Raw genomic sequence first — 15,274 nt, 5'->3', positions numbered from 1 at the left:
AATTGGTTAAGATGAAACCCATGCTATCGTTGCCATATTAAAACCCCAATTTCTATGCGTTTAGAGCAACTTCAAGCCTTTTTATCTGTTGCCGAAACCGGAAGTTTTCAAAAAGCAGCAGTCCAGTGCAACGTGACGCAATCAACGATTAGTCGCCAGGTACAGGGACTAGAAACGGAACTGGGTTTACCCCTATTTCACCGTAGCAACCAAGCTAAATTGACGGTAGGAGGTGAAAGGTTTTGGCCCTATGCGCGGAAAATTTGTCAGGCTTGGGAAAATGCCCAACAGGAATTAGCGTCATTATTAGCGGGACAGCAGGCGGAATTATGCGTGGCGGCTATTCACTCCCTTTGTGCGTCTTATCTCCCCCCAGTTTTGCAAAAGTTTTGCTATGCTTATCCTGATGTACAATTGCGGGTAACATCATTAGGAAGCGATCGCGCTTTAAAAGTGCTAAAAGATGGATTGGTTGATGTGGCACTTGTCATGAATAATCGGGCTTTTACGGCTAGTTCCGATTTATTGGTGGATATTCTCTATAAAGAACCGATACAAGTATTAATGGCAAAAAATCACCCCCTGGCGCGATATAATCATGTTCCTTGGAAGGAGTTAATTATCTATCCTCAAGTGGTATTTAAAGATGGCTATGGAATGCAGCGTTTAGTACAGGAAAGATTTGCTCAAGCTGGCGCTACTCTCAAGGCGGTTTTAGAGTTAAATACACTGGATGCTTTTCGGGGTGTAGTCCGTCAGGGAGAAGTAATTGCACTGTTACCACGTTCAGCATTAGTAGAAGCGGCGACGGATAGCAGTTTAGCGATTAGAACGATCGCACCTTTTGAAGGGACTATAAATACTAAATCAGGTTCCTTTTATAGTGGTGGATCTGACTTGGGTTGGACTCGGGAGGTTGCCATTGTCACCAGTCGCGATCGCCTGCAAATTCCCCCCATACAATATTTCTGGAAATTGGTACACGAATTAATCCCCCCAGAGGTAGACTCAGAGTTGGAAGAATTGGGGATAAAATGCTTAATTGGTTAACATCAAATAGCTAACAATTCCTAAAGGTATCCGCTTTCGATTATACTGGTTTTCTCTTCTGTTCACTACCACAACAGCAACTTAAATGAGCGATCGCTTTAGAACATTACTGAAAAAAGTGGGAAGCGGAACCCACACCAGCGCAGCCCTAACTCGCGAAGAAGCCGCCGAAGCCTTACGCATGATGTTACAGCAAGAAGCAACACCCGTACAGGTAGGGGCTTTTTTAATCGCCCACCGCATTCGGCGACCCACGGGAGAAGAATTGGCGGGAATGCTAGATGTTTATGCAGAATTAGGACCTCATTTAACTAATGCTGTGCGTCCTCCGATGATTTTAACTCATCCCTATGATGGGCGATCGCGTACTGTTCCCATGACCATTCTCACCGGGTTAATTCTCAGCGCCACCGGAGTCCCAACCATTTTACATGGAGGCGATCGAATGCCGACCAAAGAGGGTATTTGTTTACATGAAATTTGGCAACAATTAGGCATAAATTGGGAAGGAATTAGCCTAATTAGAATGCAGGAAATCTTCCAGACGACAGATTTAGGATTTATTCATCTTCCCACCCATTTTCCCCTAGCCATGAACCTAGTTGGACCCCGCCGAGAAATTGGGAAACGTCCGCCTATTGCTACATTAGAGTTAATGTGGTCTCCCTATTTAGGAGATGCAACTATCGCCTGTGGCTATGTTCACCCCCCCACGGAATCAATGTTCCGAACCGCCCTAGAATTGCGAAATCAGCGGCAATTTATCACGGTTAAGGGATTAGAAGGTAGTTGCGATTTACCCCGCGATCGCACCTGTATTATCGGCATCAACCGCCCCAGTATAGACAACCCGGAAACCTCGACTTTTGAACGTCTGTTATTGCATCCCCATGATTATGGTTATGGGGGGAAAGAAGTTCCTCTTAATTCCCTAGATGAACTGATTAATAATATCAAGGCTGTCTTGGAGGGGGAACCGGGAGAGTTAATGCAGGCTGCCATTTGGAATGGGGGTTTTTATCTGTGGTGTGCGGGAGTTTGTGCGGACATAGAAACAGGTCTGAAACACGCGCAGGAGTTACTAACTCAAGGGATGGTAGCCCAGAAATTAGAAGCGATCGCCAACAGTTTATAACCACCCATACCAATGGTTTAATTATGGGGCATAATGCCCCATTTGTCAAGGTAATTAATCCACCCCTTGAATAGGTGCAAAACCTTGTCGCTGGATGTTCTCCGTAATAGTGCGAGGTTCCAAGAATTGCAGGAGATAATCAGGTCCCCCCGCCTTGGAACCGACACCAGAGAGTTTAAAGCCACCGAAGGGTTGACGGGAAACGATCGCCCCGGTAATTCCCCGGTTAATATAGAGATTTCCCACTTCAAAATCAGCCTTAGCCTTCTGAATATGAGAAGGGGTGCGAGAATACAAACCCCCAGTCAAAGCATAATTAGTCCCGTTAGCAATATCGATCGCCTCATCAAAATTTGAGGCTTTAATCACCGCCAAAACCGGACCAAAAATCTCCTCTTGGGCAATTTTCGCAGTAGGAGAAACATTAACAAACACGGTCGGACCGACAAAATACCCGGTAGATGGTGCATCTAATGCGATCGCAATTTCTGCTTCTTGTTTACCCATCTCAATGTATTCTTTAATCTTGGTTTGGGCGTTATGATCAATCACCGGACCCACAAAGGTACTAGGATCAGCCGGATCACCCACATTAAGCGATCGCACCGCTTCCACTAACCGCGACACAAACACATCATAAACAGGTTCTAAAACCACCACCCGCGAACAAGCAGAACATTTTTGACCCGTATAACCAAAAGCGGAATAAACAACTCCCCCGACCGCTTGATCAAGGTCTGCACTTTCATCAACAATAATGGCATTTTTGCCACCCATTTCCGCCACTACTCGTTTAAGGTGTTTTTGTCCTGGTCGCAAAATCGCCGCCTCTGCATATATCCAACAACCCACTTCCTGAGAACCTGTAAAGGTAATCATCTGAACATCAGGATGTTTAACTAAATGAGCCCCCACGGTTGAACCCTTACTAGGGATAAATTGAAACACGCCATCAGGAACCCCAGCTTCCACCAAAATCTGGGCAATTTTCGCACCAATAATAGCAGAAGTTTCCGCAGGTTTTAACAGGGTACAATTTCCCGTGACTAAGGAAGCGACAGTCATCCCCACCGGAATAGCTAGGGGGAAATTCCAGGGAGAAATGACTAAGGAGATACCACGAGGTTGATAGGAATAGCGATCGCTTTCCCCGGCTGTATCATAAATATAACCCTGGTCTAGCCGTTCCATTTCCGCCGCATAAAAAAGGCAAAAATCAATAGCTTCCGACACTTCCGCATCACACTGAGATAGGGCTTTCCCCACCTCAAACACCATCCAGGCGCATAATTCATGGCGACGTTGTTCTAGCAATTCTGCCGCCTTCCGTAATACAGCCGCGCGTCGGCTAACGGGGGTCTTTTTCCAGCTAGGAAATGTAGCTTTAGCAGCAGCGATCGCTTTTTCCGCTTGTTCAATATTAGCCAAACCAATTTTGCCGACTATTTCCGTAGGTTGAGCCGGGTTAACGGAATCCACAAAATTCTCTGTATTTTCCCATTTACCATTAATCAGAGGTAAGTAGGTTTTACCCAACTGCGATCGCACATTTCCCAAGGCAGCCAAAGCGCGATCGCGAATAATTGCATCCGCATAATCACTATCCGCCGCATTAGGAAATACAGGTTTCCAAGTCTGGTGAATTGTGCTATCATTATCACCAACAGGAGGCGCTAATAGTTCTTCTAAAGGTCGCTGTTCTGAACTTTGGCGAATAAAAGAGGAATTAGCCGTATTTTCTAACAGTCGCCGAATTAGATAAGACATCCCTGGTAGTAGTTCACCATAGGGACAATACATCCGCACTCGATAACCTTTAGCCGCCAATTGTTTGGCAAGTTGGTCTCCCATACCATAGAGAACTTGCATCTCAAAGGCGCGTTGGGGTACTTTTAAGGTTTCCGCTATAGCGATCGCTTTCGCCTGGGAACGGACGTTATGGCTACCGATAGCAGAATAAATATAGGCGTGATTTTCCAACATTAATTGGGTCAGCCTTTCGTAATTAGCATCAGTCGCAGCCTTATCATTAAATACTGGTTGCGGCCAGTCATTTTGCATCGCCTTGATAGTTTCCTGGTCCCAATAAGCACCTTTTACCAGTCTAACCGTCACCGGATATCCCCGCAATTTTGCCCATTCAATAATGCCTTCTAGGTCTTTGGCGCTATCGCGTAGGTAGGCTTGAACCGTGACACCGATATCAGTGCGATCGCGGAATTCCTCTTCCATTAACAGATTTTTGAGGATGCTTAAAGTTAGGTCCTTATAGGCGTATTGTTCCATATCAAAATGCACCGCCGCCCCAACTTCTTTCGCCCGTCTTAATAAAGTGCGGATGCGATCGCTTACTTTCTCCTCACTTCCCTTAGCATCAAGCGGGTCAAACTGCGAATAAAAAGCCGTCAATTTCACCGAAACCTGTACTCTAGGAATAGGGTTTCCGTCCGCTTCATCAATTTGGGGAACTGTTGACCACCGCTGCGCCGCCGCCGACAGTTTTTCCATTAATTCCAAGTAACTATTCAGATACGATTCCGCTTCCGTTTCCGTAATCACCGCCTCTCCTAGCAGGTCTACAGTAAAACCTAGTTTATCTTTACGCAACCTTTCCAGAGTTTTGATAATTTGCGGAATATCCGCCCCCGCGATATATTTCTGAGCCAGCGTTTCTACAGCAGGGGCTACTGTCGTAGCTGCCATTTTCCCAGCTACCGAGTCAGCGTTAGCAAAATTAAGCAGCTTTTTCAGCGAGTCCGGGAGTTCCACCTCTTCCGCCGTCAGGTATTCCTGAAGGTGAGCCGCAATTTCCGGTTTACTCCGCAGCGCCGGTAAACAGTCGATAAAATGAAACAATTGCACCCGCAAACCGGGGTTAGACATCGCCCAGTCCAGGATTTTGTCATCAATACGCATCTGGTCCTGGATTTTACCAAACAGAGATTGTTTTTTCTGTTGGGTCGCCGCTAGAAGTTCTCGGGCGATTTCTTGGGTTTTGGGTTCGTAGGTATTATTAGATAGTTGTGCAACCACAGGTTATTGAGTATCAGAAATGGTGAACATTGATATCAGACCCGCCCTCAAACGGACGGGGACTCCCAAACCTCACGATTTGGGTTACGGCGATCTACCCCCAAAGGGACAGATTTAATCTTCTGGGGTCTAGCCGAGCCTCAACTCCTAGGGCGAGAAGCGCCGCCAAAATCTTCATGATCTTCCCCCATTTTTCGTAAAATCCCCCCTCTGCCCACTAATTTTATCATGAATCAGGAGCCACCATTCACCCGCCTTTATCCCTGGTTTGGGGCGACTGAGAGATTCCCCAACCCCTCCCCCTCTTAACTCCATTTAAATCTGCCGTTTGACATCCGCCCCAAATCGCCCAACCCTGATTAAGCTAAGGTTTCTCACCAATTCAGCGCCTCTCTACCCACACCGCCATAGTCACCCTTACTCATGCGAATCATGCGAATCATGCGAATCATGCGATCGCCACTAAATCAGTCCCAAACCCCCGCCTGAGTCATCAAATTTTCCCCAATCTCCAAATCTATGATAAAATCAAAACCATTGATTTTTATCTGGATTCCATCCCTCCCAGAAGTTCCCACTATTGCATTAATGGGACTAACTTTTGGGATACGTCTGTTATAAAAATGCTCATGTACCCCCAAAATCACCCTTATTCTAAAATTAGGGTCGGGGGCACCTTACCCTATTTTGAGGAAAACCAGATGAAATTAGCCGTAAAATAGCTTGTCATAAAAAATTTGGTTTTTTATTCCAAATCAGTAATTTTGTGTTATCATCAATTAGTTTATTGTTATCTTTCTTTAAGATATCTGGTGATTAACCGATGATAAAAAAACTTTTTTGTTCCACCCTGTCTGCTAGTTTTTTAGCAGCTACCATGTCAGGTTGCGCTCCAGTGGCTGAAACCGGGGAAGTTGCCTGCGCTGAAGTCACCGAAGCCGAAATTGCAGCATTGTTCGATCGCTGGAATAGTTCCCTCGCCACCCTAGATCCTGATCAAGTAGTAGCTAACTATACCCCCACAGCCGTATTACTGCCAACCATTTCCAACACTCCCCGCACCGACCATGAAAGTATTAGAGAATATTTTGTGGACTTTCTGCCAAATAACCCCCAAGGAGTGATTAACAGCAGGACTATTGCCATTGGTTGTAACAAGGCTCATGACGTGGGAGTTTATACCTTTACATTTACAGATGACCAAGGACAAACCACCGAAGCAGTAGCCCGCTTTTCCTATGTTTATGTCTATAAGGATGGTGAATGGTTAATTGATCATCACCATTCATCCTTAATGCCAGAAACTGTAGCTAATTAGGCTTCCCATCAAATTGCCTTCTACATTCTGGTGTATCTAGCCATCCCTTGATAATCATTGATATCACACCCATAAAAGATGGTTAAATATGAGCTTTTGATAGCCGATGCTCCAGAAATTTAACCCTCTGAGAGTGTACAGGCAAGGCAAGCCTTGTCTGTACAGCCTTTGAGTCAACCTCCCATGTATCGGGAACTATCAACCTTTCGAGCCATCCTCCGGTTTCTGAAAAACAGACGCGATCGGTTTGGCTTGCTTATCCGTTTGGGGATAAAACTTAAATTTCTCCATAGCCATACTAGCCGCTTGCACTACAGACGGATCGGGGTCTCGCAAACCCTGTTTAAGTATGGGAATCACGCGATCGCTTTTAATCATACCCAGAGCATAAATTGCCTCTTGACGCACTTGAGCGCTACTATCTTGGCTGAGTTGAGTTAAAGTAGGAATCGCTTGTTGGATTTCTGGACGTAAGCCATGGGTGCTTGCTAGTCTACCCAGAGTCGCGGCCAATTGAGTGCGTATTTCTGTATCTGCGTGTCGAGTATAGCCAACCAGGTTAGCAATAGCTGAGAGGTTTTGTGACTCTCCTACTTTAGCGATCGCTATCAGCAAGTCTTCCTTCTCATGGCTGCTATGTCCAGTAACTTTCAGATTGAGAGGAGGCTTAACCGAATCTACTGCCATTAAACCATTAGCCATCACTGATTCTTCTAACTCTTCCGACACTTCCGACACTTCCGCCGCCACTTCCGTCTCTTCTAGTGTCTCTTCTTCTGTAGCCGCTTCTGTCGGTATCTCCGAGACCATTAAACCATCAGCCATCACTGATTCTTCTAACTCTTCCGCCACTTCCGCCGCCACTTCCGTCTCTTCTGGTGTCTCTTCTGGTGTAGCAGCTTCTGCCGGTATCTCCGAGACCATTAAACCATCAGCCATCACTGATTCTTCTACCTCTTCAGAAACTTCCGCCGCCACTTCCGTTTCTTCTGGTGTCTCTTCTTCTGTAGCCGCTTCTGTCGGTATCTCCGAGACCATTAAACCATCAGCCATCACTGATTCTTCTACCTCTTCCGACACTTCCGCCACCTCTGCCGCCACTTCCGCGACTTCCGTCTCTTCTAGTGTCTCTTCTTCTGTAGCCGCTTCTCTAGCTGCTTCCGCTTCACTTTCTGCCAACAACTCAGGCAAAAATTCCAAACGCTCATGCAGCGACTTTATCATCTGCTCAGTTTGAGACTGCATAGCTCGCACCAGTTGTTCAGTACCCGCGCGAATTTCATCATTATATTGTTCTTCCAGGTTATCAATAGCATTTTGAATCCGAGTCTCCTGATCTTGTTCAAGATCAGCGCGTAGCTTCTGAATTTCTTGTTCACTGTGCTGTCGGATATTTTCGATGGTTTCGCGAATTTCCTCTCTGGTAGTATAGTTGTCTTGCTCAAGTTGTTGCAGTTGGTTCTCATAGCCCGCGATATATTCTGCCATCTGCTGAGTGCGGTCTTGACTTTCGCTAATATCCCCATCCATATCATGAAGTTGAGTTTCATAGCCTGTTAAAGACTCACCCATTTCATTGATGCGACTTTGGCTGGCTTGTAAGTCTTGATTGACCTCTTCTAATTGAGTCTGATATGAAGTCAAAAACTCATTCAATTCCTCAACCTGGCGTTCACGGCTATGTAATTCCTCCATCAAATTTCCCAACTCTTGCTGATACCCTCTCAACTGCTGGTCAGCTTCCTGGAGTTCCTCCTCACGGCTTTGTACCTGGTTGGTAAGCTGCTCAATATGGGACTGATAATATTGAGTTAAGGATTCATTGCTTTTTGTCAATTCAGCTTCCTGTTCTTGTTTGAGCGTTTCTGTCATCTCTCGCAGTTGGCGATCGTAATCATCTCTTAGGGACTGGACCATTTCCTGAATCCTGACTTGATGGGCTTTTTCTAATTCCTCAGCCGAGAGGCGAATTTGTCGCTCATATTCTTCTCTCTGCTCGGTCAGGCGACGCTCCAACACAGTATAGCTGACCCCCAACCCAGCCAAACTGCCAATAATTAACATAATCAGTAAACTAATCAGGTCCATAGGTAATCTCCCAATTTTTGGTAAAGTTATAGAGCAATCATCTAATCAACCCAGTTTCTAATAACTCTGTGTCCCCAGAGTATCTAAATACGTTACCAGATTATAATCGTGTCTAACACAACTCATGAAAAACCCGACCTCCTTCGCGCCCATTTACTCATCTCTGGACGGGTGCAAGGTGTCGGTTATCGATACTATACTCGCCAAGTTGCCACCCAAAAGGGAGTTAACGGCTGGGTGAAAAATTTGCCCGATGGTCGGGTCGAGGCGGTTTTTGAGGGTAGTCAAGCCCAAATCGAGGCCATGATTAAATGGTGTTACCAAGGACCTCCCTCCGCTCAAGCTACACAGGTTAAGGTAGAGTATCAGCGAGCCGAAGGACTCTACAGCTTTGATATTCTCTACCATTAGCCTCGAAATCATCCCTAGCGCGGTCTAGATCAAATTAGATCCTACTTTCAACAAATGCTTCTAGGCGCTTGAGTCCAGTTTCAATATTTTTTAAACTCGTGGCGTAGGATAGGCGAATGTGATCATCTGTTCCAAAAGCCAAGCCAGGAACTGTAGCCATTTGCTTTTCTTCTAACAAGGCATTGCAGAAGTCTACCGACCCTAAGCCGATTTTCCCGATATTGACGTACATATAAAATGCGCCGTAGGGTTTAACACAGCTAATTCCGGGAATAGCGTTCAGTAGTTCATACATCACCTGTCGGCGTTCTGCAAAGGCTTGTCGCATTGTTTCTACACAGTCGAGGGAACCTTCCAGAGCGGCGATCGCTCCATATTGAGCAAACGTGCAGACATTAGATGTACTATGGCTTTGAATCCGGGTCATCGCCCCAATAATAGTTTTATCCCCAGCCAGATAACCTAAACGCCATCCAGTCATAGCAAAGGACTTAGCGAAACCGCTACTAATCAGCGTCTGTTTATGGACTTCTGGGTGAGCGGCCGCTATACTCAGATGTTGCGCCCCATCATAGAGAATTTGGGAGTAAATCTCATCAGAGACTACCAGAATCCCCGACTCCACCACCACTTCCGCTAACGCTTTCAGTTCATCCGGGGTGTAAACCATCCCCGTCGGGTTTGACGGCGAGTTAAGGACAAATAGTTTAGTTTTCGGGGTAATCGCTTGTCGCAGTAATTCTGGGGTAATCTTATACTCGGTAGTCGCATCGGTGGGGACAATGACCGGAGTGCCATCAGCTAGTTTGACCATTTCTGGGTAGCTTAACCAGTAGGGGGAAGGTATAATCACTTCATCCCCAGCCTCGATGATCGCCATCATCAACCCGGACAGGGAATGTTTCCCGCCATTGGTGACAATGATATTTTCGGCGCTATAATTTATATTTTCCGCGCTATAATTAACACCCACCTCTTGAGTCAGACTGCGAGCGATTAATTCCCTCAGTTTGGGCTCTCCCGCTGCTGGACCGTACCGTGTCTTTCCTTCATCGAGTGCCTTTTTAGCCGCAGCGACTATGTGTTGGGGTGTGTCAAAGTCCGGTTCACCAACGCTGAAGTTGAGAACGTCGAGTCCCTCGGCTTTCATGGCCTTGGCCTTGGCTGATATCGCTAGGGTGACAGATTGGGGAACCTGTTCTACACGGGCTGCCAGCTTCATATCAAATTACTCTTTTTAGTAGTCTTAAACTAGAGATTCTACGGCGGGTGATGAATGTCTGCAACCCTAATTGTTGGGCAATGATGACATTTTTTCATTTGATTCAGGGTTTATTATCACAGATCCCGTTATTTGTCAACTATGTGAACTACAGTTGCGCTGAAAATCTAGGTCTCATTGTTCCATAAGTCTGTCATCGCATAAAGTCCGGTTGACATGATCTCAAAAAAGGTAAACCATCAAATGTTAGACTTCCGAGCTATAGATTCATTAATGTTGTATTCCTATTTCGATTCAGACACCAACGATTCTAAATCCTTCGAGTTACCAGGGGCACGCCCTCACTATAACCCCGATCGCCCTGGTCAGGTTGAGCATATTTTTCTCGACCTAGTTTTGGATATTCCCGCCCAAAGTTTTCAGGGAACTTGTACTATTACCCTAAATCCGATCCGCAGTGGTATTAATACCCTCACCCTCGATGCGGTAGATCTGGAAATTAATCAAGTTAAAATTGGTAAGCATGAGGTAGATTTTGACCATGATGGTCAGCAATTATACGTTCATCTGAACCAACCCACAGAGGTTAATCAAACCCTGAAAATAGCGATCGACTATACTGTTGATCATCCTCAACGAGGTCTATATTTTATCGGACCAAATTCAGATTATCCTGATAAACCGATTCAAGTTTGGACTCAAGGGGAAGATGAAGATTCCCGTTTCTGGTTTCCCTGCTTTGACTATCCGGGACAGTTAGCCACCTCAGAAATTAAAGTCCGGGTTCCCCAGGATTTTTTGGCGATCGCTAATGGTGAATTAATCGCCACCAAAACTAAGGGCGATCAGCAAATTTATCATTGGTTACAAAAGCAGGTTCACCCCAGTTATTTGATAGCGTTAGCGGTGGGTAAATTTGCCGAAATCAAAGAGGAGTATAATCAGATTCCGGTGGTTTATTATGTCGAAAAAAATCGCCAGGAAGATGCTCTACGGAGTATGGGAAAAACTCCAGCTATGATTGAGTTTCTCTCTCAAACTTTTGGCTATGATTATCCCTATCCGAAATATGCTCAAGTCTGTGTTGATGATTTCATTTTTGGAGGTATGGAAAATACCTCGACAACTCTGTTAACCGATCGCTGTTTGTTGGACGAACGCGCTACCCTAGATAACCGCAATACAGAAAGCTTGGTAGTCCATGAACTCGCCCATCAATGGTTTGGTGATTTGGTGGTAATTGCCCATTGGTCTCATGCTTGGATTAAGGAGGGAATGGCGACTTATTCTGAGGTACTCTGGACTGAACATGAATATGGGGCGGACGAGGCAGCTTATTACCGATTAAATGAAGCCCGTAGCTATTTTTCGGAGGATTCTTCCCGCTATAGTCGTCCGATTGTAACTCACGTTTACCGAGAAGCGATTGAACTTTATGATCGCCATCTTTATGAAAAAGGCGCTTGTGTTTATCACATGATTCGCGCCGAATTGGGAGATGAGTTATTTGCCAAAGCTATTCATACTTTTGTGCAGGATAACGCCCATAAAACTGTGGAAACGGTGGATTTATTGAGGGCGATCGAAAAGGCAACGGGACGGAATTTGCTGTTTTTGTTTGATCAATATGTCTATCGTGGGGGACATCCTAAATATAAGGTTTCCTATTCCTGGGATAATGATAGCAAAATTGCGAAGGTGACTATTAAACAAACCCAGGCGAAAGACAGTGATAAACTCAGTGAGGCTAATTTGTTTAATCTGAAAATACCTATAGGTTTTGGCTACACGAAAAAATCTAAGGGTAAATCCAAAAAGAAATCGACTCCAGTGGAGTTGAAAACGGTGACTGTACAAGTTAGCGATCGCGAACAGAGTTTTTACTTTCCTTTGGAAGAGAAACCTAACTTTATCAGTTTTGATGTGGGTAATAATTTGCTCAAAACTGTGACTTTAGATTATCCAGTAGCTGAGTTAAAAGCACAGCTTCAGTTTGACCCAGACCCGATTTCCCGGATTTATGCCGCCCAAGCCTTGGCTAAAAAAGGGAATTTGGCATCGGCTAAAGCCTTGGGTGAGGCGATGGTTTCTGAACCTTTCTGGGGAGTCCGGGTTGAAGTGGCGAAACAGTTGGTAAAGGTTAAACTGGATCAGTCTTTTGATGGCTTGGTGGCTGGCTTGAAAGATGAAAATCCACGAGTGCGGCGGGCGGTGGTTAATGCTTTGGCAGAAATTCACACGGCTGCAAGTTATCAGGCGATTAAACCTCTGGTGGAAAATGGTGATCCGAGTTATTATGTGGAGGCTAGTGCTATACAGGCGATCGCCAAAATAGCAGCGGGAAATACCGAGGATGAACCTACAGAAGCTGAGGCGATCGCTTTGTTAGAAATGGTGTTACAAGAAAGGGCTGGTTGGAATGAGGTAGTCCGGTCTGGGGCGATTTTGGGTTTGAGTCAAATGAAAACTTCGGAAATGGCTTTAAATCTGATTTTGAAATATACCGCTAATGGTGTTCCTCAAGCCCTGCGTTTAAATGCTATTTCTAGTCTAGGTCGCATTTCCACAGGTCAAAATAACATCAATCTTGAACGTATTATGCAACGGATTCAAGAACTAGCTAAAGAAGATTTCTTCTTAACTCAAATATCTGTGGTAATGGCTTTAAGCCAAATGGAAACTCCCAAGGCGATCGCTGTTTTGAATGACCTAGCAGAACAGACCATGGATGGACGGGTCAGGCGCAGGGCGGAAGAGGCTGTGCAAAAAGTCCAAAAAAATCTGGGTTCAGACAAAGCTATTAAGCAGTTACGGGAGGAACTGGACAAAATCAAAAAGGAAAATCAAGAACTACGAAGTCGCCTAGAAAACTTAGAGGCTAAAACTAAGTAATCCGCATCATATTGGGGTAATTAGTAAATTACCCCAAGGCGTAAATTCTGGTTGATATTTATTCGTGCTGATGGCTTTGTAGCCATCCCAGCAAATCATCTATCTCCGAAAAGTCTAGTAATGCTTCTCCTAACTCCTCTAATGCGGGTAATGGTAACTGATTGATTTGACCGATGACCGTTTCTGGTAAACTGCCTAATCTCCTATTGAGCAGCCGGACAATTAAGGTCTTTTCACCTTCAGTTGCCCCTTGTTGTAATCCTTGTTGTAATCCCTGTTGTAATCCTTTTTCAAGGGCTTCTTCCCAAATGTCTTGATAAATTACTGATTCTTGCATAATTTCTTGCCTCAACAATCGTTTAATCAACACTTTGTCTAAGACCAAACCCGCCAGAATCGCTGTGGATGCTGCCACGTTATTTTGGGTTCTCCGGTCAGCGATCGCATCAATTTTAGCTGCTACCTGCTCTAATAACTTTTGGCGATCGCCCGTTTTGGCTAGTACCGCAAAAGGTAATAATCCCGGCACATTTATAAACGTATCTACGGATTCTTCCCAGAGTCTAATTACCTGAAATTGATGGCGAGTTGGAGACTAGCCATACCCGCAAATCATTGATCTCAGAAAAGTCTAGTAATGCTTCTCCTAACTCCTCTAATGCGGGTAATGGTAACTGATTGATTTGACCGATGACCGTTTCTGGCAAACTGCCTAATCTCCTATTGAGCAGCCGGACAATTAAGGTCTTTTCACCTTCAGTTACCCCTTGTTGTAATCCCTGTTGTAATCCCTGTTGTAATCCTTCTTCTAAACCTTGTTGTAATCCTTTTTCAAGGGCTTCTTCCCAAATGTCTTGATAAATTACTGATTCTTGCATAATTTCTTGCCTCAACAATCGTTTAATCAACACTTTGTCTAAGACCAAACCCGCCAGAATCGCTGTGGATGCTGCCACGTTATTTTGGGTTCTCCGGTCTGCGATCGCATCAATTTTAGCTGCTACCTGCTCTAATAACTTTTGGCGATCGCCCGTTTGAGCTAGTACCGCAAAAGGTAATAATCCCGGCACATTTATAAACGTATCTACGGATTCTTCCCAGAGTCTAATTACCTGAAATTGATGGCGAGTTTGAGCTATTTCTAGCTGGGTTTGGTAGACTAAATCTGAGGAACTTTCCCTTAAATAAATTACCACTTGCTGCATGGAGCATTCTGGGAACCGACGATAGACCCGCACCCAATAATCTAACATCCTAAACGGAATAGTTGGGTCCGGTTGGGTCTGAAATTCCAGATGCAGGATGACTCCCTCTGATTTCAGCAAGATGAGACTATCAGCCCGAATTGGCTCTAGGGAAAGTTCCGACGGGCTGAGTTCAGTCAGGGGAATGGGTTCTCCCAATAACCACTGGGCTAAATCCGCCGGAAACGTTTCAGCCAGGAACTTGCAAACATTGTCAAACATATTAGTATTATACCCCAATCTACGGGCGGTTGTGGGGAGTCTGTAAGGAGTCAGAAAAGAGTATTTTTAAAGCCTGTTCTAAATTAGCTGTAATCCTGATCATGTTGGGGTAATTAGTAAATTACCCCTAGGCGGAAATTCCGGTTGATATTTATTCGGGCTGATGGCTTTCTAGCCATCCCAGCAAATCATCTATCTCCGAAAAGTCTAGTAATGCTTCTCCTAAATCCTCTAATGCGGGTAATGGTAACTGATTGATTTGACCGATGACCGTTTCTGGCAAACTACCTAATCTCCTATTGAGCAGCCGGAAAATTAAGTTTTTTTCACCTTCAGTTACCCCCTGTTGTAATCCCTGTTGTAATCCTTCTTCTAAACCTTGTTGTAATCCTTTTTCAAGGGCTTCTTCCCAAATGTCTTGATAAATTACTGATTCTTGCATAATTTCTTGCCTCAACAATCGTTTAATCAACACTTTTTCTAAGACCAAACCCGCCAGAATCGCTGTGGATGCTGCCACGTTATTTTGGGTTCTCCGGTCAGCGATCGCATCAATTTTAGCTGCTACCTGCTCTAATAACTTTTGGCGATCGCCCGTTTTGGCTAGTACCGCAAAAGGTAATAATCCCGGCACATTTATAAACGTATCTACGGATTCT

Annotated in this window: 11 protein-coding genes; 5 read left to right on the top strand and 6 right to left on the bottom strand. The window is 44.9% G+C overall.

Annotated elements, in window-relative coordinates; genetic code table 11:
* Nucleotides 1-54: 54 nt before the first annotated feature.
* Nucleotides 55-1,050, top strand: a complete 996-nt coding sequence (locus XZ46_RS13875) for a LysR family transcriptional regulator (protein WP_008051275.1) — start codon at nt 55-57, stop codon at nt 1,048-1,050.
* 85 nt (nt 1,051-1,135) lie between these two features.
* Nucleotides 1,136-2,185 (top strand): anthranilate phosphoribosyltransferase family protein, encoded by a 1,050-nt coding sequence (locus tag XZ46_RS13870; RefSeq protein ID WP_008051274.1) that lies wholly within the window; start codon nt 1,136-1,138, stop codon nt 2,183-2,185.
* A 54-nt stretch (nt 2,186-2,239) separates the two neighbouring features.
* Here the strand turns inward: XZ46_RS13870 and pruA are convergent, their stop codons facing one another.
* Nucleotides 2,240-5,218, bottom strand: coding sequence for an L-glutamate gamma-semialdehyde dehydrogenase (pruA, locus tag XZ46_RS13865; RefSeq protein ID WP_008051273.1), 2,979 nt, complete (start codon nt 5,216-5,218; stop codon nt 2,240-2,242).
* 823 nt (nt 5,219-6,041) lie between these two features.
* Between pruA and XZ46_RS13855 the strand changes: the two genes are divergently transcribed.
* On the top strand, nt 6,042-6,536 hold the full coding sequence (locus XZ46_RS13855; protein WP_008051271.1) for an SgcJ/EcaC family oxidoreductase: 495 nt from the start codon (nt 6,042-6,044) through the stop codon (nt 6,534-6,536).
* A gap of 198 nt (nt 6,537-6,734) precedes the next feature.
* On the opposite strand, the gene XZ46_RS13850 is transcribed toward XZ46_RS13855, so the two are convergent.
* Complete coding sequence (locus XZ46_RS13850) at nt 6,735-8,624, bottom strand: HEAT repeat domain-containing protein (RefSeq protein ID WP_008051269.1); 1,890 nt, start codon at nt 8,622-8,624, stop codon at nt 6,735-6,737.
* A gap of 108 nt (nt 8,625-8,732) precedes the next feature.
* Between XZ46_RS13850 and XZ46_RS13845 the strand changes: the two genes are divergently transcribed.
* Nucleotides 8,733-9,035 carry an acylphosphatase gene (locus XZ46_RS13845; RefSeq protein WP_006625310.1) on the top strand — a complete coding sequence of 101 codons (303 nt, stop codon included), beginning with the start codon at nt 8,733-8,735 and terminating at the stop codon, nt 9,033-9,035.
* A gap of 34 nt (nt 9,036-9,069) precedes the next feature.
* Here XZ46_RS13845 and XZ46_RS13840 read toward each other — a convergent pair whose 3' ends face one another.
* The gene (locus XZ46_RS13840) at nt 9,070-10,257 is read right to left on the bottom strand and encodes a pyridoxal phosphate-dependent aminotransferase (RefSeq protein WP_006625311.1); all 1,188 of its coding nucleotides are present in this window, start codon (nt 10,255-10,257) and stop codon (nt 9,070-9,072) included.
* A 273-nt stretch (nt 10,258-10,530) separates the two neighbouring features.
* Here XZ46_RS13840 and XZ46_RS13835 point away from each other — a divergent pair, with 273 nt between their 5' ends.
* The gene (locus XZ46_RS13835) at nt 10,531-13,149 is read left to right on the top strand and encodes a M1 family metallopeptidase (RefSeq protein WP_035760173.1); all 2,619 of its coding nucleotides are present in this window, start codon (nt 10,531-10,533) and stop codon (nt 13,147-13,149) included.
* A 58-nt stretch (nt 13,150-13,207) separates the two neighbouring features.
* Here XZ46_RS13835 and XZ46_RS13830 read toward each other — a convergent pair whose 3' ends face one another.
* The 3 genes from XZ46_RS13830 to XZ46_RS13820 all read right to left on the bottom strand — a co-directional run bounded on the left by XZ46_RS13830 (nt 13,208) and on the right by XZ46_RS13820 (nt 15,249).
* On the bottom strand, nt 13,208-13,678 hold the full coding sequence (locus tag XZ46_RS13830) for a DUF4351 domain-containing protein (RefSeq protein WP_008051266.1): 471 nt from the start codon (nt 13,676-13,678) through the stop codon (nt 13,208-13,210).
* Nucleotides 13,679-13,712: 34 nt separating this feature from the next.
* Nucleotides 13,713-14,615, bottom strand: a complete 903-nt coding sequence (locus XZ46_RS13825; RefSeq protein WP_008051264.1) for an Rpn family recombination-promoting nuclease/putative transposase — start codon at nt 14,613-14,615, stop codon at nt 13,713-13,715.
* A 151-nt stretch (nt 14,616-14,766) separates the two neighbouring features.
* Complete coding sequence (locus tag XZ46_RS13820) at nt 14,767-15,249, bottom strand: DUF4351 domain-containing protein (RefSeq protein WP_008051262.1); 483 nt, start codon at nt 15,247-15,249, stop codon at nt 14,767-14,769.
* Nucleotides 15,250-15,274: the final 25 nt, after the last annotated feature.

Source organism: Limnospira indica PCC 8005 (assembly GCF_000973065.1).
Lineage (GTDB): Bacteria > Cyanobacteriota > Cyanobacteriia > Cyanobacteriales > Microcoleaceae > Limnospira > Limnospira fusiformis.
Note: the sequence above shows the minus strand (reverse complement) of the source record. Positions and strands in the feature narration are given on the sequence as shown.

Excerpts from the sequence above, each read along its gene's own strand:
- XZ46_RS13850 (WP_008051269.1), bottom strand. The coding sequence starts at position 8,624 with ATGGACCTGATTAGTTTACTGATTATGTTAATTATTGGCAGTTTGGCT.
- XZ46_RS13825 (WP_008051264.1), bottom strand. The coding sequence starts at position 14,615 with ATGTTTGACAATGTTTGCAAGTTCCTGGCTGAAACGTTTCCGGCGGAT.
- XZ46_RS13835 (WP_035760173.1), top strand. The coding sequence starts at position 10,531 with ATGTTGTATTCCTATTTCGATTCAGACACCAACGATTCTAAATCCTTC.
- XZ46_RS13840 (WP_006625311.1), bottom strand. The coding sequence starts at position 10,257 with ATGAAGCTGGCAGCCCGTGTAGAACAGGTTCCCCAATCTGTCACCCTA.
- XZ46_RS13855 (WP_008051271.1), top strand. The coding sequence starts at position 6,042 with ATGATAAAAAAACTTTTTTGTTCCACCCTGTCTGCTAGTTTTTTAGCA.
- XZ46_RS13875 (WP_008051275.1), top strand. The coding sequence starts at position 55 with ATGCGTTTAGAGCAACTTCAAGCCTTTTTATCTGTTGCCGAAACCGGA.
- XZ46_RS13870 (WP_008051274.1), top strand. The coding sequence starts at position 1,136 with ATGAGCGATCGCTTTAGAACATTACTGAAAAAAGTGGGAAGCGGAACC.